The sequence below is a fragment of the Clostridium gasigenes genome, assembly GCF_017348895.1.
In the GTDB taxonomy this organism is placed as follows: Bacteria; Bacillota; Clostridia; order Clostridiales; family Clostridiaceae; genus Clostridium; species Clostridium gasigenes.
Genome location: NZ_CP071376.1, coordinates 1,216,288 through 1,242,500, shown reverse-complemented (window position 1 = coordinate 1,242,500; position 26,213 = coordinate 1,216,288). Strand labels below are relative to the sequence as shown.

Here is a 26,213-nt window from a genome sequence, read left to right as displayed (position 1 = left end):
GAAAGTTAAACCGTAGAGGGTAATAGTCCCGTAAGTGAAACGAGGAAGCTAATAGTTCTGATCCAGAGTACCACGAGACACGTGAAACCTTGTGGGAAGCAGGGAGGACCACCTCCCAAGGCTAAATACTACCTGATGACCGATAGTGAAGAAGTACCGTGAGGGAAAGGTGAAAAGAACCCCGGGAGGGGAGTGAAATAGAACCTGAAACCATATGCCTACAACCGATCAAAGCCCCATACGAGGGTGATGATGTGCTTTTTGTAGAACGAGCCAACGAGTTACGGTATGTAGCAAGGTTAAGTACTTAAGGTACGGAGCCGAAGGGAAACCAAGTCTTAATAGGGCGACTAGTTGCATGCCGTAGACCCGAAACCGAGTGACCTATCCATGGCCAGGTTGAAGCGGGGGTAAAACCCCGTGGAGGACCGAACCACGTTGCTGTTGAAAAAGCATGGGATGAGCTGTGGATAGCGGAGAAATTCCAATCGAACTCGGAGATAGCTGGTTCTCCTCGAAATAGCTTTAGGGCTAGCGTCGGATATGAGTAATGGAGGTAGAGCACTGAATGGGCTAGGGGGCGTATCGCTTACTGAACCTTATCAAACTCCGAATGCCATATACTATTAGTCCGGCAGTCAGACTATGAATGATAAGATCCATGGTCGAAAGGGAAAAAGCCCAGATCGTCAGCTAAGGTCCCAAAGTGTAAGTTAAGTGGAAAAGGATGTGGGATTTCAAAGACAACTAGGATGTTGGCTCAGAAGCAGCCATTCATTGAAAGAGTGCGTAATAGCTCACTAGTCAAGAGATCCTGCGCCGAAAATGTCCGGGGCTCAAACTTACCACCGAAGCTACGGGCTTGTATTTAATACGAGCGGTAGAGGAGCGTCGTAATCGGGCTGAAGTCGTACCGTAAGGAGCGGTGGACTGATTACGAGTGAGAATGTTGGCATTAGTAGCGAGATGTAAGTGAGAATCTTACAGGTCGAAAACCTAAGGTTTCCTGGGGAAGGCTCGTCCGCCCAGGGTTAGTCGGGACCTAAGCCGAGGCCGAAAGGCGTAGGCGATGGACAATTGGTTGATATTCCAATACCACTACAATCGTTATTATCGATGGTGTGACGGAGAAGGATAGGATGTGCTAGCGAATGGAAATGCTAGTCTAAGCGTTTAGGGAGTTAAGGTAGGCAAATCCGCTTTAACAATTCTGAGGCGTAATGGGGAAGGCCTTTTAGGCTGAAGTATCTGATTCCATGCTTCCAAGAAAAGCATCTAGAAAGAGAAGTAGTGCCCGTACCGCAAACCGACACAGGTAGGTGAGGAGAGAATCCTAAGACCATCGGAAGAATTGCAGTTAAGGAACTAGGCAAATTAACCCCGTAACTTCGGGAGAAGGGGTGCCTGCGAGAGCAGGCCGCAGAGAATAGGCTCAAGCAACTGTTTAACAAAAACACAGGTCTCTGCTAAAGCGTAAGCTGATGTATAGGGGCTGACTCCTGCCCGGTGCTGGAAGGTTAAGGGGAATGCTTAGCGCAAGCGAAGGTGTGAACTTAAGCCCCAGTAAACGGCGGCCGTAACTATAACGGTCCTAAGGTAGCGAAATTCCTTGTCAGGTAAGTTCTGACCCGCACGAATGGAGTAATGACTTGAGCACTGTCTCAACTGCAAATCCGGCGAAGTTGTAGTGCGAGTGAAGATGCTCGCTACCCGCGATTGGACGGAAAGACCCCGTAGAGCTTTACTGTAGCTTAGCATTGAATTTCGGTATTGTCTGTACAGGATAGGTGGGAGACTGGGAAGCTAGGGCGTTAGCCTTGGTGGAGTCATCCTTGGGATACCACCCTGACAGTACTGAGGTTCTAACTGGACGCCATGAAACTGGTGACAGGACATTGTTAGGTGGGCAGTTTGACTGGGGCGGTCGCCTCCTAAAAAGTAACGGAGGCGCTCAAAGGTTCCCTCAGAACGGTCGGAAATCGTTCGAAGAGTGCAAAGGCAGAAGGGAGCCTGACTGCGACACCTACAAGTGGAGCAGGGACGAAAGTCGGACTTAGTGATCCGGTGGTACCTCGTGGGAGGGCCATCGCTCAACGGATAAAAGCTACCTCGGGGATAACAGGCTGATCTCCCCCAAGAGTCCACATCGACGGGGAGGTTTGGCACCTCGATGTCGGCTCGTCGCATCCTGGGGCTGTAGTAGGTCCCAAGGGTTGGGCTGTTCGCCCATTAAAGCGGCACGCGAGCTGGGTTCAGAACGTCGTGAGACAGTTCGGTCCCTATCCGTCGCGGGCGTAGGAAATTTGAGAGGAGCTGTCCTTAGTACGAGAGGACCGGGATGGACCGACCTATGGTGCACCAGTTGTTCCGCCAGGAGCATCGCTGGGTAGCTAAGTCGGGACGGGATAAACGCTGAAAGCATCTAAGCGTGAAGCCTCCCTCAAGATGAGATTTCCCATAGCATAAGCTAGTAAGACCCCTTGAAGAACACGAGGTTGATAGGTCAGAGGTGTAAGTATGGCAACATATTTAGCTGACTGATACTAATAGGTCGAGGGCTTGACCAATTTACAATAATTCATGTGCAATTTTCAGAGAACAAAACTCTGATAAAATTAAATATAAGAGACTAAATCTATGATTTAGGATCTAAACCATCTGGTGATGATGGCGTAGAGGAAACACTCCTTTCCATTCCGAACAGGAAAGTTAAGCTCTACAGCGCTAATGGTACTGCACGGGCAGCTGTGTGGGAGAGTAGGACGTCGCCAGGTTAATATTAATGGATCTTTAGCTCAGTTGGTTAGAGCAACCGGCTCATAACCGGTCGGTCTGGGGTTCGAGTCCCTGAAGGTCCACCATATGGGGGTATAGCTCAGTTGGGAGAGCACCTGCCTTGCACGCAGGGGGTCGCAGGTTCGACTCCTGTTACCTCCACCATAATAAAAAAAGCTACGAATTATTTCGTAGCTTTTTTGTTATATAAAATATAAGTATAACAATAATTGATAATGAAAATATATAGTGTTATTATTTAAATAGAATATAATGAAAAGGTGAAGAAAAATGAAATTTTATCGTATTAAACAGTTTATATGGGGAATAGAATCCTCTTTTAAAAAGATAGACTATAGTTATATAGAAACTTATTTAAATAACAATGAAATTATGATGTTTAATAAGCTTAAAAAGAGTGATAAACATCATTGCATAAGAGTCTGTAAAGATTCAGTAATGCTATTAAAAAATAATAATATTAAAATGGATGAATACAGAGTAGGAAAAATAGCTCTTTTGCATGATATAGGAAAAAGTAAATATCATATAAATTTAATAGAGAAGTCCTTAATAGTATTATTAGATAAGTTTACTAAAGGGAATTTAAAGAAGTATGATAATATAAAACAAATAAATATCTACTATAATCATCCTAAAATAGGATATGAGATGCTTAAAACACGTAATTATGATAAAGAATTGTTAGAGGTAGTTAGATATCATCATAATAAGAAGAAATTCAAAAAAAATAAAATAATAGATATAATCAGTATTTGTGATAATAAAAATTAGATATTATTAGGTAGGTGAATTAAAATATGAAGTCTATAGATAGAAGAGAATCAATTGTAAAATTGTTGAGGAAGAATAATAAGGCTATAAAAGGAATAGATTTAGCTAATAGATTTGGAGTTACTAGGCAAATAATAGTTAAAGATATAGCTATATTAAGGGCAAAAGGAAGTAATATAATAGCAACACCAGAAGGATATATATATAACATTGATATAAATAGAGTGAAATCTATTATAGCTGTAAATCATAGTATAGATAATATGATAGAAGAGCTACAAGTAGTTGTTAAGTATGGTGGTATAATAGAAAACGTTATTGTTGAACATCCTTTGTATGGTGAAATAATAGGTAATATGATGATAAAAAATTTAAATGACCTAAATAAATTTGAAGAATCATTTAAGAATATAGATGCTAAGCCTTTATCTGAATTAACTAATGGCATTCACTTACATACTATTTCAGCGGATACTGAAGAAGATATTGAGGCTATAAAGAAAGAATTAGAAGAAAAGGGATTTGCTTTATAATTTATTAGTAAACTAATAATAAAGATACTTAATTAATATAGGAGGGAGTATGGTTTATGGATTATGATGTTTTAATATTAGGTGGCGGTATAATTGGCTGTGCTGTAGCTTATGAATTATCTAAATATAATTTTAATATAGCGCTTATAGAGAAGGACTATGATATAGCAGATGATATATCATTTGTAAATACGTCTATTGTTTATGATGGATCAGAGACATCAGACAATATAATGGCTGGTCTTGAGTATATAGGCAACTCATTATTAGAAGAGACCTGTCAAAAATTCAAATTACCATTTAAGAAAATTGGTGCATTAAGGGTTGTAAATGATGATAATGGTGTAAAAAAACTTGAGGAAATGTATAATAGAGCTAAAGATAGAGGAATAGATGGTGTCTATTTAGTTGATGATAAAGATATATATGATATTGAACCAAATATAAACAATAATGTTAAGAAGGGTTTATATTCTGAAAATGTAGCTATTATAGCACCATATGATTTAGCTATTGCATATGCAGAGGTAGCTTCTGATAATGGAGTTAATTTTAGGCTAGAAGAAGAGGTTATAAGTATTCAAAATATAGCTAAAGGATTCATAGTGAATACAAGTAAAAATAAATTTAGATGTAAAGTTGTTATAAATACTACACCAAATGAAATATATATTAAGGAAAATGGCATAGTTGAAGAAAAGGAAACTTATGAAAATGAAGATGAATTTAAAAATATGAGTTATTTACTTGTAGATAATAATTATAATAATAAATTAAGTAAAATAGTTATAGAAACTTTTGATAAAAATACTTTTGTTTTAAGCTCTCCAACAATTACAGATGGATCTTTAATTGGTATAAAAAGTGTAAATAAAACAAGTTTAGATGATAATTTAGATTATGCTAATAACTTATTAAATGATTTAAAGAAAAGTAACATAAATAATTTATTTAGAGAAAGCTATGATAAGGATTCTATGCTAATTGATGATAGTGAAATAGATAAGGGATATATAAGAGTAACAGGAACTCATTATGGAAAAATAACAATTGCGCCTGCAATAGCTAAAATGTTATGCGATACCTTATCTAGTAATTTAAATTGTACATTAAAAAAGAATTTTATTGATAAAAGAAGAGAATTTTATAGGTTTAGAGAAATGAATAAGAAAGAAATCAATGAAATAATAGATCTTGATAATAGGTATGGAAAGATTATTTGTTCTTGCAATACTGTTTCCGAGGGAGAAATAGTTGATTGCATAAGAAGACCTTTAGGTGCGAGAACTGTAGAAGGTGTAAAGAGAAGAACAGCAGCTGGATTTGGGAGCTGTCAAGGATCTTATTGTAATGAAAAGATAATAAACATACTAGCTAGAGAATTAGATAAAAAGCCAACTGACATAGTAGATGATTCTAAGAATTCTAAGGTAATATCAGGGAGAATAAAAGAATTTAAAGATGTTTAATTTATATGCAATTTATAAAAAAGCTAAGTATAGATAATAGATATTGAGGAGGGGTATTTTTGAAAGAGAAGGATATATTCACTTCTGTTGTTAGAATAAAAGGTAGTAGTGAATATAAAGTGATTCCAGTTAAGAGTAGCAAAGAAGTGGATAAAAAATTATGGGTTGAATTATCTAAAGTTTTAAGTAGGATATATCCAAGTGTTCCAATTGAAGTAGGAAATATAATTTGTAAAAACATCTTAAATACAGGAATAGATATAATATGTACAAGAGACATACATAAAGAATAAAAATATAGCAAATAATATAAGAATAGAATAAGATAGTATCATTATCAGTGAATTATATTAATAAATTATGGTTAGAAATAGAGTATAATATTGAGTAGATATTAAAAAAACATGACTAAGTTAATGTATTATAAAAAAAAATGTAGTAAAATATTGACAAGGTACCTATAATTGTAATATATTAAGATTAGTAAAAATTAATATTAAACCTTTGATGAGAATAGTAATAGTATTTTTGTTTTGCAGAGAGTTGATGTTTAGTGAGAATCAATAGCAAAATAGTATGAATCCACCTCTGAGGGACTGCGATGAGCAGTACGGTTTCAACCGTTATATTTTATCGAGTGAATAGTATTTTAATACTATTAATTAGGGTGGCAACGCGGAGTCTTTCGTCCCTTGTATAGGGAAGATAGGCTCTTTTTTCGTTGGCAAAAATAAGTATTATTATAAGAAAGGAGATTTTAAAATGTTAGATTTAAAGAGAATTAGAACAAATCCAGAAGAAATAAAGAAGGCTTTATTAAATAGAGGAGAGGATTTCAAAGAGTCAACTATAGATGAAGTTATAGCTTTAGATGAGGAAAGAAGAAGTATATTAGTAGAAGTTGAAGTTTTAAAAAATAAAAGAAATAAAGTTTCATCTGAAATCCCAAATCTTAAAAAGGCTGGAGAAGATGTTACTTTAATAATGACTGAAATGAGAAATCTTGGAGATAAAATAAAAGAAGATGATTTAAAGGTATCAGAAATTAATGAGAAGATTGAATATATAATGTTAAGAATTCCAAATATCCCAAATCCATTAGTGCCAGAAGGTGATACTGATGAAGATAATATAGAAATAAAGAAATGGGGAGAACCTAAAAGTTTTAAGTTTGAAATAAAACCTCACTGGGATTTAGGAATAGATTTAAATATTCTTGATTTTGAAAGAGCTAGTAAAATTAGTGGATCAAGATTTACAATTTACAAAGGTAAGGGAGCAAGATTAGAAAGATCTTTAATTAATTATTTCTTAGATACCCATACTTGTGAAAATGGATATGAGGAAATATTACCTCCATATATGGCTAATAGAGAAAGTATGATAGGTACAGGTCAATTACCTAAGTTTGAAGATGATGCATTTAAGGTTGAGAATAATGGATATTTCTTAATACCAACAGCAGAAGTTCCTGTAACTAATATGTATAGAAATGAAACTTTAAAAGGTAGTGATCTTCCAATTAAACATGTAGCTTATTCAGCTTGTTTCAGAGCAGAAGTAGGATCAGCAGGTAGAGATACAAGAGGGTTAATAAGACAACATCAATTTAATAAGGTTGAGTTAGTTAAATTCTCTAAACCAGAAGATTCATACAAAGAATTAGATAAGTTAGTAGAAGATGCTGAATCAATATTACAAGGATTAGGATTACCTTATAGAATCGTTAGAATATGCAAAGGTGATTTAGGGTTTACAGCAGCCTTAAAATACGATATAGAAGTATGGATGCCAAGCTATAATAGATATGTTGAAATATCAAGTTGCTCAAATTTTGAAGATTTCCAATCAAGAAGAGCAAATATTAAATATAGAGAAAATCCAAATGATAAACCTCAATTTATTCATACTCTAAATGGCTCAGGCCTTGCAGTTGGTAGAACAGTTGCTGCTATTTTAGAGAATTATCAAAAAGAAGATGGAACTGTAGAAATTCCAGAAGCTTTAAGAGGGTATATGAATGCTACTGAAATAAAATAAATAATTTAAACAGGTAATTTAATATCATAACAGATGATATTAAATTACCTGTTTTATTTATTTGAAGATTTATTAAAAATATAATAAGTGAATAGTTTATATGTTATGATAAAATATCAAAAAAATTTAGTTTTCAAAGACAAAAAAGTAACATAAATATAATATTGAATTATATTTTAATATATGATAAATTATATTTGGGTGGTATTAGAGATTAACCACACCATTTTTATATTTGAATTAATTTAATTTGACAGCTCATATCTTCAGGAATGGGACTAAAAAGTATCACACTCTAATAATGGAGGTGATAAGTATAAAAATAGGTTTTATAGGTGCAGGTAAAGTAGGATTTTCTTTAGGAAAATATCTAAAGGTAAATAATATTACTGTAACTGGGTACTATAGTAGGAATGAAGACTCTTCAAAAAAAGCTTCAATTTTTACAGGTACAAAACAATTTTATAGTTTAAATGAAATAATAAATGAAAGTGATACTATTTTTATTACTACTCCTGATGGTGAAATAAAAAATGTATGGAATGAAATAAAAGAACTGTCTATTAGAAATAAGGTGATTTGCCATTGTAGTGGATCATTATCATCGGAAATATTTTCAAATATAAACCAATATGGTGCCTATGGATACTCTATCCATCCTATGTTTGCTATCTCAGACAAACATAATTCTTATAAATCATTAAATCAAGCTTTTATAACAATAGAAGGTCACTCTAAATATGCAAATGAAATTTCTAGGGTGATAACATTATTAGGAAATGGTGTATTAATTATAGATAAAAATAATAAGCCTTTATATCACGCTGCATCTGTTACCGTAAGTAATTTAGTTTTAGGACTTATTAATACTGGTGTTAAACAGTTGATACAGTGCGGTTTTAAAGAGGATATGGCTATTAAAGCACTTCAACCTTTAATTTCTTTTAATATACAAAATATAAAAGAAAAAGGAATAGTAAGTAGTTTAACAGGGCCTATTGAAAGAGGCGATCTAAAGACTATAGAAAGCCATTGTAATGTGTTAAATGAGGATGATGAGATTTTATATAAGCTATTATCTAAAAATGTTCTAGAGATAGCAAAGAGTAAAAATAAGGATAGAGATTATAAAAATATAGAAGAGTATTTAGGGGGACAATAATGAAAAACACAGTGGTAACTTTTAAAGAGGCAAAGGTAAAAAATGAGAAATTAACAATGTTAACAGCTTATGATTATTCAATGGCTAAGATAATAAATGGAGCAGGAATAAATGGAATATTAGTAGGTGATTCTTTAGGAATGGTATGTTTAGGATATGAGGATACATTGTCTGTTACAATGGAGGACATTATACATCATACTAAAGCTGTTTCTAGAGGTGCTAAAAATAGTTTGATTGTAGCTGATATGCCTTTTATGTCATATCAGACATCTATATATGATTCCGTGGTAAATGCAGGAAGGCTTATTAAAGAAGGTCGAGCACAAGTTGTTAAACTAGAGGGTGGAGTTGAAGTTTGTGATAAAATAGAAGCTATAGTTAAAGCGTCTATACCTGTTATGGCTCATATAGGATTAACACCACAATCGGTTAATGCATTTGGAGGATTTAAGGTACAAGGTAAAAGTGAAGAGGCAGCAAGAAAGTTAATAGAGGATGCTAAGGCTGTTGAAAAAGCAGGAGCTTTTGCAGTTGTATTAGAGTGTGTACCTGCTAAATTAGCGGATATAATTACTAAAGAGATAAATATACCTACCATTGGAATTGGTGCAGGTGTGAACTGTGATGGGCAAATTTTAGTGTATCAAGATATGCTCGGTATGTTTAATGATTTTACACCTAAATTTGTTAAGAAATATGCAAATGTAGGAGAAATTATGAATATGGCATTTAGGAAGTATATTGATGAAGTAAGAGATGGGGTTTTTCCAGAAGAAGCTCATACCTTTAAAATAAGTGATGAAGTATTAGAAAAATTATATTAGTAGTAAAGGGGTAGCTATGAGAGTTTTAAATAATATTAAAGAAGTTAGAGACCAAGTTAATAAGTGGAAGTATGAAGGCTTTACAGTAGGTTTTGTTCCTACAATGGGATATTTACATGAAGGTCATAAAAGCTTAATTGAGAGAGCTTTTAGTGAAAATGATAAAGTTGTGGTAAGTATATTTGTTAATCCAATGCAGTTTGGACCTAAAGAAGATCTAAGTAGTTATCCTAGGGATCTAGATGCTGATAGTATATTGTGTGGGAATGCAGGCGCTGATATAATATTTCATCCAGAAGACAAAGAAATGTATTTCGAGGATTTTTCTACTTATGTTGATATTAATGGATTAACTGAAGAGTTATGCGGAAAAAGTAGACCTATTCATTTTAGAGGAGTATGTACTGTAGTATCAAAATTATTTAATATAGTACCTGCAAATAGAGCGTATTTTGGAGAAAAAGATGCTCAGCAATTAGCAGTAATAAAAAGAATGGTTAGAGATTTAAATTTTGATATAGAAATAATAGGTTGTCCTATAATTAGAGAAGAGGATGGAGTTGCAAAGAGTTCTAGAAATACCTATTTATCAGAGCGTGAAAGAAAAGCTGCAACAATATTGAGTGAATCATTAGAAAAAGCTAAAGATATATTAAATATGGGTGAAAGAAATTGTGAAGTAATAAGAAAAGTAATAATAGATAATATAGCAAAAGAAAAATTAGCAAAAATAGATTATGTACAGGTTGTAGATGGATTATCTATGAAGGTAGTAGAAAAAGTAAACAAATCTATATTAATAGCTATAGCAGTTAATATAGGGAAGACTAGATTAATAGATAATTTTACATTCGAAGTTTAGTGGGGGTAAAAGATGAGAATAAGTATGCTAAAAGGAAAGATACACAGAGCTACAGTAGTTCAAGCAGAATTGGATTATGTTGGGAGTATAACTATAGATGAAGATTTATTAGAAGCATCAGGTATTTATGAGTATGAAAAGGTGAATATTGTAGATATAGATAATGGAAATAGATTTGAAACATATACAATAGCAGGAGAACGTGGATCTGGTTTAATATGCTTAAATGGAGCGGCAGCTAGATGTGTGCAGGTTGGTGATAAGATAATAATAATGAGTTATTGTGAACTTGAAATCAATGAAGTTAAAGATCATAAACCAAAGGTAGTTTTTGTTGATGAAAATAATAAGGTGAGTAGAATAACATCTTATGAAAAGCATGGAGAACTATCAAAATAATAGATTATAATAATGAGATATAGTCGAAATAGAATTATTTATGTTATAAAACTACCTGATTTATAAGGTTTAGCCTTGTATTAGGTAGTTTTTATAAAATTATTTAATATAAATGTTGACAGGAATTATAAAACTTGTTATACTAATAAAGTAGTCGAGGAAGAATGGTCGAGTTGGTTTAAGGCACCGGTCTTGAAAACCGACGTGCGTGAAAGCGTACCGTGGGTTCGAATCCCACTTCTTCCTCCATTTTTTTATGTCCAGATATATTATGGAGAAGTACTCAAGTGGCTAAAGAGGCGCCCCTGCTAAGGGCGTAGGTTGGGTAACTGGCGCCGGGGTTCAAATCCCCGCTTCTCCGCCAAAAAACATCTAACTTAGGTTAGATGTTTTTTTTGTGGTTTTATCAATTTATAAATGTATTTAATATTAAATGGTTGGAAAAAGAAAGTACACTATCTATTTAATATTTGACAACTAATAAGTGTTATGTAATTTAGGATGTTTAAACAATATGTGGATAAAAAAATAGTATGATTTAGAATATATTTTTAGATGAAATAAATTATTATAAAAATATATTGACATATTAAGCTAAAGTTGATAAAATATCAATTGTAGATTAAGGAAGAATGGTCGAGTTGGTTTAAGGCACCGGTCTTGAAAACCGACGTGCGTGAAAGCGTACCGTGGGTTCGAATCCCACTTCTTCCTCCATTTTTTTGTATCCAGATATATTATGGAGAAGTACTCAAGTGGCTAAAGAGGCGCCCCTGCTAAGGGCGTAGGTTGGGTAACTGGCGCCGGGGTTCAAATCCCCGCTTCTCCGCCAAAAAACATTTAACGAAAGTTAGATGTTTTTTTTGTTATAAAATACAAATCAAATTCGTTGTAAACATTTATATACAATGGTATACTAAAAATACATTTGAATAAAGTGAAAAAATTAAAATTATTTATCTGGAGGGGACAAAATGGAAAAGAAATATGTTGTTGGTGTAGATTTAGGGGGAACTAAAATTTATACTGCATTAGTTGACTTAGAAGGTAATGTAAAGAATGAAATAGTAATTAAAACTGAAGCGGATCAAGGAGAAGTAGCAGTTTTAAATAAGATTTTAAATACAATAGATACTGTTTTAAATAATGTTGATATAAATGAAGTTGCAGCTATAGGAATAGGTTCACCAGGTCCATTAGACGTAGAAAACGGATTAATAGTGTACACGCCTAATCTACCATTTAAGAACTTTAATATAGTGAAGCCAATAAAGGAAAAATATAATGTACCTACTTATTTAGATAATGATGCAAATGTAGCTACATTAGGAGAATTTATGTTTGGTGCAGGAAAAGGTACTGAAAATATGGTTTTCGTTACTGCTAGTACAGGAATTGGTGGCGGTGCTATAATTAATGGAAAACTATTTAGAGGAAGTACAGGAAATGCTTTAGAAATTGGACATATGACAGTTATGAAGGGTGGTCCAAGATGTGGTTGTGGTAATGATGGCTGTGGTGAAAGCTTAGGCTCAGGAACAGCTATAATGAGAAGAGCCAATGAAGCTGTAAACAGTAATGCTGTAACATCATTAAAAGACTATAGTGAGGTTACTGCAAAAGAAGTGTTTGCAGAAGCTGAAAAGGGAGATAGAGTGGCTAATGAAATATTAACTAATGCTTTATCTTATTTAGGAATTACAGTAGCGAACATTGCTAATACTTTTGATCCTGATATGATAGTAATAGGTGGCGGAGTAGTTAATGGTGGAGACATTGTTTTAGAAACAATAAAACAAGAAGTTGAAAATAGATGCTTGAGAAGTATATCAAGCCATTGCAGAATAGAAAAAGCTATGTTAGATGGAAAAGCAGGAATGCTTGGAGCAGCAGCATTAGCAATATTAGAAACTAAATAAGGGCTCTGAAAAAAAATAATAGGCTAGTAAATTGGTCTATTATTTTTTAGAAAGTGCTTAATAGAATAGAAAAAATAGGTGGCTAATACTTAAATAAGCCACCTATTTTTTTATATATAAATATTATAAACAAATTAGTAATTTATATTGAAAAAGAGTATTATTTAAATATATATATATTTAGCAATAGTTGAAAAATTATAATATATATATATAAATTTAAGAATTAAAGAAGGTGTAGATATGCTTTATGGGAAAAAGGTATATTTGAGAGAGATAGTAAAAGCAGATATTAATATATTATATGATTTATGTACATCTAAAAATGTAATGAGATATAACGGTGGTCAAGGGTTTGTACCTAGTAGACATTATATTATTGAAAGTTTTACACATTTCAATAATCCTAATAAAAAGGCATTAGCAATAATTAATAATGAAATAGAAGTAGTAGGTTATATATACTTTAAGCAGAATAGCCATACTATAGATGTTTATACCATAGGGATAACTATAGGTGAAAAATATTGGGGACAAGCATATGGTGAAGATGCTATAAAAGCGGTTATTAAATATTTATTTAATAAAAAAAATGCTCATAAAATCGAATTAGAAGTTGTAAGTCAAAATAGTAATGCTATTAATTGTTATAAGAAATGTGGATTTATACAAGAAGGTGTAAAACGTAGTAAATATTACTTAGAAGGTAAGTATATAGATACAATTATTATGGGATTATTAAAAATGGAATTTAAACCTTAAATAAGGGAATGATTTTAATATATAAGAAAAGTAATAAAGAGGAGGTTTAGTATGTCTATAAGGTTTGTTTTTGGAAGAGCAGGAAGTGGTAAAAGCCAATTTTGCTTAAACCAAATTAAGAAAAAGTTAGAAAATGATAAGAGTAATAAATTAATATTGCTAGTTCCAGAGCAGTATACTTTTCATACTGAAAAAAAATTATTAGAAGTTGTTGGAGAACGTGGTTTATTAAGAGCAGAAGTACTTAGCTTTAAGAGAATGGCTAGTAGAGTATTTAATGAATGCGGAGGGCGTACACTTACAAGAATGAATGATTCGGGTAAGAATATGCTTATTTATAAACTTCTTAAGGATAAAGGTGAGGAATTAGAGTATTTTAATAGAATGGCAAAACAACAGGGATTTACAGGAATAGTATCCAAAACTATAACTGAATTTAAAAAATATAATATTTCCTCGGAAATGCTGGAAATAAAGAATGGTGATATAGAAGATGAGGAATTAAAAAAGAAATTAAAGGATTTAACTTTAATATTTAATGAATTTAATGAGACTCTTCATAAGAAATATATAGATTCAGAGGATGAACTTATTATTTTAGCAGAAAAATTAATAAATTGTTCTATATACGAAAATGCTGAAATATGGATAGATGAATTTACCACATTTACTCCACAACAGTTAGAAGTAATAAAAAGACTTGCTAAAACTAGTAAGACAATTAATATAACTTTATGCTCGGATAATTTAAGTGAAGGTGTACAGGGGGATGAAACTGATATATTTGATGCTATAAAGAACACCGAGAATAAGGTTTTAAGAATGATGCAAGATAATAATATAGGGTATATGGAACCTATAGATTTAAATAAGGGACATTCATATAGATTTAAAGATAGTAAAGAATTGCAGCATATAGAAAGTCATTTCTTCACTTACCCATTTAGAGAGTATAAGGGTGAAAATAAGGATATAAGATTATATAAGGCGAATAATAGCTATGAGGAAGTAGAAAATGTAGCTAAGGACATATTAAGGTTGGTTAGAGATGAGGGTTATAGATATAAAGACATCGCTATAGTGTGCAGAGATGTAGACAGTTATGAAAAAATTACATCAGTAATATTTAATGAATATAATATTCCTTATTTTATAGATAAAAAAAGAGAAGTGTTAAGTAATCCATTAATTATACTTATAATTTCTACTCTGGAAATATTAATAAGTAATTGGTCATATGAAAGTGTGTTTAAGTATCTTAAAAGTGGACTTATAGGAATTAAGACTGAGTATATTGATATTTTGGAAAACCATGTATTAGCGAATGGAATAAAGGGTTATAAATGGACAGGAGAATTATTATATAAGAGTAAAGAGGAAACAACTGAAAAGGATATATTAATAGCTGAAATTATGGAAGAAGTTAGATTGCCTTTAATTGAGTTAAATAAGAAATTAAGTGGTAAGAAGACATTAAAACAATTAGCTACAGGTTTATATGAGTTTTTAGTTAGATTAAAAGTATTTGATACTATGGAAGTTTGGCTTGATGAATTTAATGAAATTGGGCTTCAAGATAAAATAAAAGAATATAACCAAGTTCCGGCTATAGTTATGGAAATATTAGATCAAGCAGTTGATGTAATGGGAGAAGAAATAGTTGATATCAAAACTTTCTCTAAAATACTAGTTTCTGGTTTTGAAGAGCAAGAAATAGGAGTTATTCCTATGGCTTTAGATCAGGTTAATATTGGTGATATAGCAAGAATTAAAGGTAGAGATGTTAAGGGATTATATATAGTTGGAGTGAATGATGGTGTATTACCTTCTGCAAATAAAGAAGAAGGTATAATATCAGATAGAGAAAGAAATCTTTTAAGAGAAATAGGTATTGAATTAGCTAGTGATACAAAGAGTAGAGCCTTCGAGGAACAGTTTATGGTTTATACCGCATTAACTATACCATCGGTTTATTTAATGGTTAGTTATCCTATGGCAGATTTTGAAGGTAAATCTTTAAGAGCATCTATTGTTATACCAAGACTTAAAAAGATATTACCTAACATGGAAGAAGAAAGTGAAATATACAATAAACAAAGTAAGACTTATAAGTTTAATAAAATTACAGCTCCAATTCCTACTTTTAATGAGCTTATAGGAGCTTTAAGAATGGAATTTGAAAAGGAAGAGGTTGAAGAGTATTGGGCGCAAACATTTAAGTGGTTTGAAAATAATGAAAATTTTAAAGAAAAGTCAAAGAGAATGTTTAAGGGATTAACATATACAAATTTAACAGAAAAGATGCCAAAATCAAAAATAAAGAAATTATATGCAACGGATAATGGAAAGTTAATGTTTGGGGTTTCTAGAATAGAAAAGTATGCACAATGCCCATTTGCATATTATATTCAGTATGGATTAAAAGCTAAAGACAGAAAGCTTTATGAATTTAATGCTCCGGATTTAGGATCGTTCATGCATGAAGTATTAGATTCTTTTACTAATAGAGTAAAAGATGAAAAAATAGCTTGGTCTGATTTAAATAAAGAAAGATGCAAAAGTATGGTTGGAGAGTTAATAGAAAAAAAATTATTAGAAGACTCTAATTCTATATTAAATAGTAATAAGAGATATATGTATTTCGCAGATAGATTTAAAAGAACAATAACAAAATCGGTAATGGTTATTGCAGAGCAAATGAAGCGTGGAGAATTTGAAGTATTTAAAAATGAATTTGCTTTTGGAAGCTTTAAAGATGAAGAACCTATAAAAATAGAATTACCATCAAAGGAAACAGTTTATTTAGTAGGAAGAATAGATAGGATAGATACATTAGATATGGATGGAAACACATATCTAAAAATAGTTGATTATAAATCGGGAGCTAAGAAATTTGATTTAAATGAGCTTTATTATGGGTTGCAAATTCAACTGTTAGTATATTTAGACGCTTTAATTAAAAATTCACAACATCTTTTAAATACTCAAGCAATTCCTGGCGCTATATTATATTTTAGAATTGATGATCCTATAATAAAATCTAAAAAAGAACTAGGAGAAGAAGAAGTCGAAAAGCAAGTTTTAGAAAAATTAAAAATGAATGGATTATTACTTAAGGATGCTAAATTAGTTAGAGCAATGGATAATGATATGGAAACTTATTCTTTAGTTATACCTGCAACTTTTAAAAAGGATGGAGATTTCTCAAGTAATAGTTCTGTTATTACAGAAGAACAATTTGATATATTAAGAAATTATGTTAATGAAAAAATGGTTGAGATATGCGAAGAGATGCTAAGTGGAGAGATAAAAATAGAACCGTGTAAATCACAAAAAACTACTTATTGCACTTATTGTGATTATTCATCAGTATGTCAGTTTGATACAGGAATTAAGGATAATAAATATAAAGTTATATTAAAGAAAGATAACGATACTTTATGGAGTGAAATGAAAGATAAAATTAAGAAGGTAGAGGAGGAATAATAATGGGGGATACTAAATGGACAAATGAGCAACTTCAAGCTATATCAACTAGAGGATGTAATCTATTAGTAGCAGCAGCTGCAGGTTCTGGAAAAACAGCAGTATTAGTTGAAAGAATAATAAGGATAATAAGTAATGAAGAAGCACCAGTTGATATTGATAGACTTTTAGTTGTTACATTTACAAGTGCGGCAGCCTCAGAAATGAGAGAAAGAATTGCAACTGCAATATCTAAGGCTTTAGAGAAATCCCCAAACTCTAAAACACTTCAAAGGCAGCTAACTCTTTTAAGTAGATCAAATATTACTACTATGCACTCATTTTGCTTAGACGTTATAAAAAATAATTTTCATACTATAGATTTGGACCCAAGTTTTAGAATATCTGATGAAACCGAAAATATATTGCTTAAGAGTGAAATAATAAATGAGGTTTTTGAAGATTACTATGAAGAGGATAATGAAGGTTTTAAGAAGCTAGTTGAGTCATATAGTGGTTCGCGTGATGATGAAAAATTAAAAGAAATTGTATTAAATTTATATAGATTTTCTATGAGTGGCCCTTGGCCAGAAAAATGGTTAAGTGATAAGGCTGAGGAGTTTAATATAGATACATTAGCTCAGTTAAATGCTACAGAGTGGATAAAGGTTTTAAAAGAAAGTTTAGAAGTTGAAATTCGTGGATATTTAAGTATGCTTAGAAAAGCCTTAAATATAATAAATGAAACTGATGGATTAGAACCATACTTAGAAGCTTTTAGTAGTGATATTGGATATTTAGAAAGAGTATATGCTTCATTAGATGGTGGAATAGAAGAACTTTTTGAAAGTCTTTCTACAGTAGAGTTCATAAAACTAAAAGTAGTTAGAAAAAACAAAGTTTCAGATGAAAATGCTCAAAGTATTGTAAAGAATATTAGAGATGGTGTGAAGAAAAAAATAGGGAAGCTAATAGAAGATAGTTTTTCTATGACTCCAGAGGAATCTCTTCAAGGTATTAAAAATGCATACCCTTATATGAGAATGCTTGGAGAAGTAACTTTGGAATTTGCAACAAGGTTTGCAGAGAAAAAGAAAGAAAAGAACATATTAGATTTTAATGATTTGGAGCATTTATGTCTGAAAATACTTATAAGTAAAGATGAAGATGGTAACATAAAACCATCAAAAGTAGCAGAAGGATTTAAGGAATACTTTGATGAAGTTTTAGTGGATGAATATCAAGATTCAAACAATGTGCAAGAAACAATTATAGAACTTGTATCTAGAAAAACTTCAGATAACCCTAATTTATTTATGGTTGGAGATGTTAAACAAAGTATATATAGATTTAGACAGGCAAAACCTGAACTGTTTATGCAAAAGTATAATGAGTATCCATTAGAAGAAGGCGGGTTAACAAGGAAGGTTCAATTATATAAAAATTTTAGAAGTAGAGATGAAGTAATTAGTGGAGTTAACTTTATATTTAAAAAAGTTATGTCCAATATAGTTGGGGAGTTAGAATATACAGATGAAGAAGCTCTAAACTTAGGAGCTAGTTATAAAGATGTTGAAGATAATGAAACACTATCAGCTGGTCCTATTGAGCTTCATATATTAGATAAATCGGGATTATATAATGATGATAGTAAGGGCGATTTTGAATCTGAAGGAGATAATGGTTCAGATGAAGAAGAAAACTTAGATGCAATGACTTTAGAAGCTAGAATTGTTGCTAAAAGAATTAATGAACTTTTTAATCCTAAGGATGGAAAGACATACAAAGTAATAGATAAGGGAACCGGAGAGTATAGGTCTCTAAAATATAAGGATATAGTTATTCTTTTAAGAGCGACTAAAGGTTGGTCAGAAGTTTTCTTAGATGAATTAGGATGTAGAGGGATACCTGTATATGCAGATACAGGAGCTGGATATTTTGAATCAATTGAGATTAGAACAATTATGGCTATTTTAAAGATTATAGACAATCCAATGCAAGATGTACCTGTAATTTCGGTTTTAAGATCACCTATTATGGGATTTTCAGCGGAAGAGTTAGCGGATATTAGACTTTTAAACAAGGAAGACTATTTCTATGAAATTATAAAGAAAATATATATAAATGAATATGAAGTTTCCGAAGAATTGAAGAAAAAATGCGATTATGTTATTGAAAGCTTAAATAAGTGGAGAAAGAAAGCTATCTATACTCCAATAGATGAATTTATTTGGTATTTATATATGGATACTGCTTATTATGGATATGTTGGAGCAATGCCAAACGGAAAGCTTAGACAAGCAAATTTAAAAATACTTTTTCAAAGAGCAAAACAATATGAGCAAACAAGCTTTAAAGGTCTATTTAATTTTATAAACTTTATAAATAAGCTAAGAAAATCTTCAGGAGATATGGGTAGTGCTAAAATATTAGGTGAAAATGAAGACGTAGTTAGAATTATGAGTATCCATAAAAGTAAGGGACTTGAATTTCCAGTAGTATTTACTTCTGGTGTTGGAAAACAGTTTAATCTTATGGATTTAAATAATTCAATTTTATATCATGATGAATTAGGGTTTGGGCCTGAATATGTAGATTTAGAAAAGAGAAATTCATATAGTACTTTGCCAAAGGAAGCTATAAAGAAAAGAATAAGACTTGAAACACTTTCAGAAGAAATGAGAATATTATATGTTGCCTTTACAAGAGCTAAGGAAAAGTTAATTATTACTGGGGCAACAAGAAATTTAGAAAAAACTTTAAGTTCATGGACTTCTTCAGCTGCATTAGATGATGAAATAATTTTACCTTCAGAAGTACTAAAAGGAAAAAGCTATTTAGATTGGATCGGTATGGCTTTATGTAAACATAGAGATGGGGATAAGTTAAGAGATTACGTTGGAGCACCATTAAATCTAGTTACAAATGATTTATCCACATGGGAAGTGTCTTTTTGGACCAAAAGTGATTTAATTGGGGATGAAAAAAACGAATCTGTGGACAATATTGAAGAAAAAAATCTGTTGATAAATAAAAAAATTGAAGTTGTGGATAAAGAAATAGAGAGACGGCTTGGGTATAACTATAAATATTCAGCCAGCGGAAAACTTCCAAGTAATATTTCTGTATCAGATTTAAAGAGAGCTGCTTATGAAGAAGAAGAAAAAGAGTTTCAAATTGTAAAAATATATGGTGACAAGGAAATAATAAAACCAAGATTTATGAGAGAAGAAAAGGGATTATCAGCAGCTGAAAGAGGAACTGTAATTCACTTTGTAATGCAGAAAATTGATTTTAATAAAATAAATACAGTAGATGAAATAAGAGAACAGTTAGAAGACCTAAAAAATGCTGATTTACTAACTGAAGAAGAAATAAAAGTTGTAAGACCTATAAAAATTCAATTGTTCTTTAAGAGCTCCCTTGGAAAAAGAATGTTATATGCGTATAATAATAACTATATGGTTCAGAGAGAATTACCTTTCTTTACAGAAGTATGTAGTACTGAAGTTGATAAGAGTTTACCAAAAGAAATTTATGAAAATGAAATGGTAAGACTTCAAGGGATAATAGATTGTTTCTTTGAAGAAGATGATGGAATAGTACTTTTAGATTATAAGACTGATTATGTAGAAGAAGGTAATGAAGAGGAAATGAAAGAACGATATAAATTACAAATGAGATATTATAAAGAAGCTATAGAAAAAATTACAGGTAAGAATGTTAAGGAAAGCTATTTATATTTATTTTATTTAGATAAAGAAATTAGTATGAAATAACGTTAAGGGGGATCAATTTTATGGCAAAGAATAATACTAAGAACAAAAGCAAAAATAATAAAAAGAATAAAGCTAAAAACAATAAAAAGGTAATAGATAATAAAGTAATAGATAAGAAAGAAATTACTGGATGGAAAGGAAAAGTATCGTTATTTATTTTAATATTAGAGGTTCTAGTTGAAGTTGGAATGCTAGGAATAATATTTGCTAGAGGGTCATTTAACATATCTCAAGGTAGTAAAATAATATGGATTATATATTTAATAATTCAAATAATTTTGGGATTCACTATATTAAGTAAGAAGAAAGATGATAGTAAAGGAACTTTCCATCTTCAAACTGTATTAGTGACAATAACTTATTTATTAGTGGCTTAAAAATAAATAGTAAAAAGGCTAAATCTAGGTTTTAATTAGATTTAGCCTTTTAGCTTAGTTTATTATTTTTTGAATATGTATTAAGTCATCTACAAATAATTAACTAGTTATTTTGGGTAGATGATTTAGATAATCCTTAGTTAATTGTAAAAGTGTAGATTTAGTATTTAAACTACTATTATCTAAAACTTTTTCTAATAAAAAATTAAGAAGTTCACCTATTAGTTTACTAGGTTTCAAATTAAGTTCAGACATTAAAAAAGTACCTGTTATATTTAAATCTTTAATAATAAGAGGTTCTTTATTAGCTAAAATAACTTGAGTTCTTTCATTCATAAAATCAACTTTCTTTAAGAATGGAACAGGGTCCCACAATGCATTTATATCGGCTCTTTGAAGATCATAAAGTAAACTTATGTTTTCAGAACCTACTTTATTAATAAGTCTTTTAATTTCACCATCTGTAGGCATATAAGAAACATTAAGCACAAGATGCTCATAGATAATAGAACAAACTCTATTAATAGTAATATTATCAAAAGCTAATTTAGTTAATATTGATTTTGTCATGATAGCACTTTCTATGCTGTGCTTTGGGAAATAACAATGGCCATTTTCTAAGAATGTCATTGTATTAATTTTACCAACATCATGAAATAAAGCTGATAATCGTAAAATTAAATTAGAATATGTGTTATCAATGACTTTAAGGGTGTGTTTAAATACATCTCTATTATGGTTATTACATTTAGGGGTATATTCAACTAGGTTATTAATATCAGGTAATATAATTTCTAGAATTCTTGTAGCCTTAAGAAGTTCTAATCCCTTAGTTGAATTTTTGGATATTAGAATTTTACATAATTCATCTCGTACACGCTCAGAACTTATATTTTCGACTAGTTTATAATTTCTTTTTATAGATTCATAGGTTTCAGATTCTATTATAAAATCCAACTGACAACTAAATCTTATGGCTCGTAGCATTCTAAGAGCATCTTCATTAAATCGTTTATCTGGATTACCAACACACTTTATTATTTTAGATTCAATGTCTTTTAAACCATTAAAGCAATCAATTAAACCATCATAGTGGTTATAAGCTAAAGCGTTAATAGTAAAATCTCTTCTAGATAAATCTTCTACTATATCGCTAACAAATGAAACGGAATCCGGGCGTCTATTGTCTTTATAATCGCCGTCAGTTCTAAAAGTTGTTACTTCATAGGGTTCTTTATTAATAAGTACAGTTACAGTACCGTGTTGTAAGCCTGTAGGAATAGTTTTTTCAAACAGATTAATAGTTTCATCTGGCAGAGCAGAAGTTGTTATATCATAGTCGTTAGGTATAGTTTGTAATATACTATCTCTAACACATCCACCTACCAAGAATGCTCGATGTTCATTTTTATAAAATTTGTCTATTATATTTTTAACGTCTTGCGGAATAAATAGTTCCATAAAAAATCCTCACTTGAAAAATTTAATTACAAATATTTTTAATTTATATATGTAAAACAATAATAACATAAATTAAAAATATATTTTAAAGAAATTAGTAAAAAAATCATGAAAAAATGTAAGAGGAATTTTAAATAATATTTATGAGTTGCGATATAAGTAATACTATTTTTAAAAGACTCCTAAATAATAAATATCTAATTAATTATTACTTTTGTTCCATCATCAATATTATCATAAATCCATTTTGAATCTTCTACTTTTAGCCTTACACATCCATGAGATGCAGCTGTACCTAAAGTTTCATCAACAATTTTAGTTTGTTTTTCGTCAAAAGGAACTGAATGGAAGAGATAGTCACCCATAAATCTAACCCAATATTTTCCGCCTTGCTGAAATTCATTTGAGAAAAACCAGGAGTCTCTACCGCTTACTGAAAAAATACCTTTTGGAGTTTCTTCTCCAGGTATACCTGTTGAAGATGAAAATGATTTATCCAATTTCCAATTGTTTAAGGAACCTTCATAAATATAAGTTGTTTGATCAGATAAGCTTAAATAAATGAAATAAGGTGTTTTACTTTCTATGTTCAAGTTATTTACGTTATTAATGTTTATAGTCTGCAATATAGCACTCGAAGCATAAGTAGAAGCATCATTAGGATAAGCTTGAATATGATCCGTATATTCATCTCTAAACATTTCAACAGAATTAATTTTATTTGATATATCTTTATCTTCAGAACTTAAAATAGAGGTATCGTATGAAGATAAAAATGCGATTGCATCAGTATAATATTTATTAGCTATGAGCTCTTCAGCTTCGGCTAATAGATGAGTTTTATAATTTTTTTTGCAATTTAGTATATAATCTTTAGCTTTATTAAAATCACTTGAGGAGCTTTTTGATATCTTATTAAAATAAGATATCGCAGTAGAGTAATCTTTATTTTCAAAAGCTTCTATACCGAGTGTTAAATTATCACTTTCAGTAATAGAAGAATTAGTATCATTATTATCTATATTAGTATTAGTATTAGTATTAGTATTATTACTATTAGGTTTTGAGGTTGGATTATACTTATAATTAGAATCTAAAGAAGCAAGTAGGCTATCTAAAGACGAATTTAAAATATCATATTTTTTTATTTCAGATAATATAGAAATTGCATCTGATTCGGGCATATCACCGGAAGCAATAGATTCAATAATCATACCTACAATACCTGTAAAATAAGAGTTTAAATCAGCTTTAAGTTGCTTCTTTTTTAAGATATTTGAATTGTTAGTAGTATCTATTATATTAAGAGCTTTATCAAAATCATATTTATTAAAAGTAGAATAGAATTCGTTCATATTATTGTTATATGTATAGCTTGAGTAAGTATTAACTCCAAACCCAAGTGTTATAAATATTATGCAAAGCAAGAAAAATCTAAATAAAGTAAAATTATTTTTTTGTTTATTATTTATAGTACTATTCATATAGACCTCCTTAAATAAAATGTATATATATAATTATTAACCCAAATTACAAAGTTTAATCTTAAAAAGTTAAATTAATAAAAATTACAAATGTTTATTAATAAATATAGGTATGATAAAATAGAGTGCAATATTAAAAATCAAGGATAAATATTAACATGGAGGTTGTAATGGAAGAAAAATTAAACTTTTTATCAAGATTGAAAATAAGTATATTTAAAGTTAAACAGTATTCATTATTTTTAAAAGAAGGCTTAAATAAATCTATGGTATATATACTTATGTTAAGTATAATAGTAGGCTTTATTTTAGGTGTATCGCAATTTAGTATGTTAACAACACTAGAAAAAAGTACTAAAGTATTATTAGAGCAAGAAGATTTTAAATTTGAAGTGAATGATGGAATATTAGATTTCAAAGACTCGCCTTATAAACAAGAGGAAGGGCCAAGTGTAGTAATTATAGATAGTAATAAAACATTGGCTGATTCAGAAAGCTTTAGAAGTATTACTATTCATAAAGATATGTCATCTGTATTTTTAAAAGATGGAATTGTAGCTAGACTTAATGGGACTGAATACAAAATTAAATATTCAGATACTCCATTATTAGATAATAATATTAATAATGAAGTAGCGATTAATGTTTTAAATAAGGCTAAGCCTATTAAATATGTAACAGTTATATGTATGATTCTAATAACTTATCTAGTAGCATTATTTAATGGATTATTAATATCATTAGCAGGAATAATGTCTAATAAAATGAATGGTTCAAAACTAAAATATAAAGAGATATTTATAATATCTTTATATTCATTAACATTACCAATGATAGTTAAATTAATAATGCCTATTGGAAGTTTAACAATTATAATATCCGGAATATATGTAGTAATGGTTATAAGTAATATAAGCAAAGAAGCATAAATGGGTTTATGAGATTATCTATAGGGGTAACTATAAACAATAAATAGGTATTTTTAAAAAAAATATTATAAAATACCTGTTTATAATTAAAGATTTAAGCTAAATTACAAAAAACATATTGTTTATAAAAATTAAATATGTTAAAATCAAATTATGGAATAATAAGTATTAAAAGGAATTGAAAGGATTTTGCGTTATGATAGAAGAAATTTTTAATAAAGATAATTATAGTGATTATTTAAATATGGGTAAATGCAGTAATGATCATAGATATGCCCAAAAAACATTTAGTTATAGTGAATTAAATAATACAATAGAAACTTTAAAAGAAAAGAATTTATCACAAGAAGAATTTTTACTAAATATAACTCATGATTTAAGAGCTCATCTAAGCATAATTCTAAGTGTTATGCAGTGTATTGATTGTGGAAATGCTAAGGTTGCAGATGAAAAGGCTAGAGAATACCTAAAGATGATAAAAAGAAATAGTTTGAAAATGCTTAAATTAATAAATAATTTGATAGATACAACTAAATTTCAAAATAATTATTATGAATTAAATAAAACTAATATAGATATAGTATCTATGATAGAAGGCACTATAAACTGTATAGATAAATATGCTATACAAAAAAACATACATTTAATATTTGATACAAATAAAGAAGACTGTATAATGGCTGTAGATCCAGAAGTTATAGATAGAATAATAATGAATTTAATTTCTAATGCTATTAAATTTTCATGCAAAGATAAAAATATATATATAAATTTACTTATTAATAGTGAAGAAGTTAAAATATCAGTTAAAGATGAAGGTCCAGGAATATCTGAGGATGATAAAGCGAAGATATTTAATAGGTTTTATCAAGTGACTAAACGAAAAGATAGTGAACAGGCTGGTTCGGGAATAGGATTAGATTTAGTAAATTACTTAACTAAAGCTCATGGTGGGTCGGTTATATTAAATAGTGAATGTGGTGTTGGATCAGAATTTATAGTTACATTACCAATTACCAAGACTAATGAAAAAGAAATAATTAGTCAAAGTCAAAGTAGTAAAATCGAAATGCTAGAGATAGAATTTTCTGATATATATTTATAAAATAACAATAGTTAGTACTGAATAATAACTCAGTACTTGATTTATGTATTTCTTTATGATAATATGAAAA

18 protein-coding genes, 6 tRNA genes, 2 rRNA genes and 1 other annotated feature (1 of these 27 running past the window's edge) are annotated in these 26,213 nt (G+C 30.2%); of the genes, 24 read left to right on the top strand and 2 right to left on the bottom strand.

Features of this window, described 5'->3' with window-relative positions:
• The 22 genes from J1C67_RS06065 to J1C67_RS05960 all read left to right on the top strand — a co-directional run.
• Nucleotides 1-2,567, top strand: a 23S ribosomal RNA gene (locus J1C67_RS06065) (it extends 339 nt beyond the left edge of the window).
• Between the two features lie 90 nt (nt 2,568-2,657).
• Nucleotides 2,658-2,774 (top strand): 5S ribosomal RNA (rrf, locus tag J1C67_RS06060).
• Between the two features lie 10 nt (nt 2,775-2,784).
• A tRNA-Ile gene (locus tag J1C67_RS06055) sits at nt 2,785-2,861 on the top strand.
• A 3-nt stretch (nt 2,862-2,864) separates the two neighbouring features.
• A tRNA-Ala gene (locus J1C67_RS06050) sits at nt 2,865-2,940 on the top strand.
• Between the two features lie 126 nt (nt 2,941-3,066).
• Nucleotides 3,067-3,570: an HDIG domain-containing metalloprotein gene (locus tag J1C67_RS06045; protein WP_089969552.1), complete on the top strand. Its 504-nt coding sequence runs from the start codon at nt 3,067-3,069 to the stop codon at nt 3,568-3,570.
• A gap of 26 nt (nt 3,571-3,596) precedes the next feature.
• Entirely contained in the window at nt 3,597-4,103 is a 507-nt protein-coding gene (locus tag J1C67_RS06040) for a transcription repressor NadR (protein WP_167866961.1), read from the top strand.
• A 56-nt stretch (nt 4,104-4,159) separates the two neighbouring features.
• Nucleotides 4,160-5,572 carry an NAD(P)/FAD-dependent oxidoreductase gene (locus J1C67_RS06035; RefSeq protein WP_089969558.1) on the top strand — a complete coding sequence of 471 codons (1,413 nt, stop codon included), beginning with the start codon at nt 4,160-4,162 and terminating at the stop codon, nt 5,570-5,572.
• Nucleotides 5,573-5,631: 59 nt separating this feature from the next.
• Entirely contained in the window at nt 5,632-5,865 is a 234-nt protein-coding gene (locus tag J1C67_RS06030; RefSeq protein ID WP_089969561.1) for a DUF1667 domain-containing protein, read from the top strand.
• Nucleotides 5,866-6,067: 202 nt separating this feature from the next.
• Nucleotides 6,068-6,268 (top strand) — a binding site (T-box leader).
• A gap of 66 nt (nt 6,269-6,334) precedes the next feature.
• A complete protein-coding gene (gene serS, locus J1C67_RS06025) occupies nt 6,335-7,612 on the top strand; it encodes a serine--tRNA ligase (protein ID WP_167866962.1) in 1,278 nt (425 codons plus the stop codon).
• A 250-nt stretch (nt 7,613-7,862) separates the two neighbouring features.
• Complete coding sequence (locus J1C67_RS06020; protein ID WP_279286192.1) at nt 7,863-8,774, top strand: Rossmann-like and DUF2520 domain-containing protein; 912 nt, start codon at nt 7,863-7,865, stop codon at nt 8,772-8,774.
• Nucleotides 8,774-9,601: a 3-methyl-2-oxobutanoate hydroxymethyltransferase gene (gene panB / locus J1C67_RS06015; RefSeq protein ID WP_167866964.1), complete on the top strand. Its 828-nt coding sequence runs from the start codon at nt 8,774-8,776 to the stop codon at nt 9,599-9,601. Before J1C67_RS06020 ends, panB begins: the two co-directional genes overlap by 1 nt.
• Before the next feature lie 16 nt (nt 9,602-9,617).
• Nucleotides 9,618-10,463 (top strand): pantoate--beta-alanine ligase, encoded by an 846-nt coding sequence (gene panC, locus J1C67_RS06010; protein ID WP_167866965.1) that lies wholly within the window; start codon nt 9,618-9,620, stop codon nt 10,461-10,463.
• Between the two features lie 12 nt (nt 10,464-10,475).
• Nucleotides 10,476-10,862: an aspartate 1-decarboxylase gene (gene panD / locus J1C67_RS06005; RefSeq protein ID WP_167866966.1), complete on the top strand. Its 387-nt coding sequence runs from the start codon at nt 10,476-10,478 to the stop codon at nt 10,860-10,862.
• Nucleotides 10,863-11,020: 158 nt separating this feature from the next.
• Nucleotides 11,021-11,111, top strand: a tRNA-Ser gene (locus J1C67_RS06000).
• A gap of 24 nt (nt 11,112-11,135) precedes the next feature.
• Nucleotides 11,136-11,226, top strand: a tRNA-Ser gene (locus J1C67_RS05995).
• A gap of 262 nt (nt 11,227-11,488) precedes the next feature.
• A tRNA-Ser gene (locus J1C67_RS05990) sits at nt 11,489-11,579 on the top strand.
• 24 nt (nt 11,580-11,603) lie between these two features.
• Nucleotides 11,604-11,694, top strand: a tRNA-Ser gene (locus J1C67_RS05985).
• A gap of 142 nt (nt 11,695-11,836) precedes the next feature.
• On the top strand, nt 11,837-12,781 hold the full coding sequence (locus J1C67_RS05980; RefSeq protein WP_089969578.1) for an ROK family protein: 945 nt from the start codon (nt 11,837-11,839) through the stop codon (nt 12,779-12,781).
• 267 nt (nt 12,782-13,048) lie between these two features.
• On the top strand, nt 13,049-13,543 hold the full coding sequence (locus J1C67_RS05975) for a GNAT family N-acetyltransferase (protein ID WP_243176815.1): 495 nt from the start codon (nt 13,049-13,051) through the stop codon (nt 13,541-13,543).
• A gap of 51 nt (nt 13,544-13,594) precedes the next feature.
• Entirely contained in the window at nt 13,595-17,029 is a 3,435-nt protein-coding gene (addB, locus tag J1C67_RS05970; protein WP_167866968.1) for a helicase-exonuclease AddAB subunit AddB, read from the top strand.
• Between the two features lie 2 nt (nt 17,030-17,031).
• On the top strand, nt 17,032-20,787 hold the full coding sequence (gene addA, locus J1C67_RS05965) for a helicase-exonuclease AddAB subunit AddA (RefSeq protein WP_167866969.1): 3,756 nt from the start codon (nt 17,032-17,034) through the stop codon (nt 20,785-20,787).
• A 20-nt stretch (nt 20,788-20,807) separates the two neighbouring features.
• Nucleotides 20,808-21,164 carry a hypothetical protein gene (locus tag J1C67_RS05960; RefSeq protein ID WP_167866970.1) on the top strand — a complete coding sequence of 119 codons (357 nt, stop codon included), beginning with the start codon at nt 20,808-20,810 and terminating at the stop codon, nt 21,162-21,164.
• 99 nt (nt 21,165-21,263) lie between these two features.
• On the opposite strand, the gene J1C67_RS05955 is transcribed toward J1C67_RS05960, so the two are convergent.
• Both J1C67_RS05955 and J1C67_RS05950 read right to left on the bottom strand, forming a co-directional pair.
• A complete protein-coding gene (locus J1C67_RS05955; RefSeq protein ID WP_167866971.1) occupies nt 21,264-22,625 on the bottom strand; it encodes a CCA tRNA nucleotidyltransferase in 1,362 nt (453 codons plus the stop codon).
• 197 nt (nt 22,626-22,822) lie between these two features.
• Nucleotides 22,823-24,109, bottom strand: coding sequence for a L,D-transpeptidase (locus J1C67_RS05950; protein WP_167866972.1), 1,287 nt, complete (start codon nt 24,107-24,109; stop codon nt 22,823-22,825).
• A gap of 170 nt (nt 24,110-24,279) precedes the next feature.
• Between J1C67_RS05950 and J1C67_RS05945 the strand changes: the two genes are divergently transcribed.
• Complete coding sequence (locus J1C67_RS05945; RefSeq protein ID WP_167866973.1) at nt 24,280-25,038, top strand: DUF1189 family protein; 759 nt, start codon at nt 24,280-24,282, stop codon at nt 25,036-25,038.
• A gap of 196 nt (nt 25,039-25,234) precedes the next feature.
• Complete coding sequence (locus J1C67_RS05940) at nt 25,235-26,143, top strand: sensor histidine kinase (protein ID WP_242873972.1); 909 nt, start codon at nt 25,235-25,237, stop codon at nt 26,141-26,143.
• The last annotated feature ends 70 nt before the right edge of the window (nt 26,144-26,213 follow it).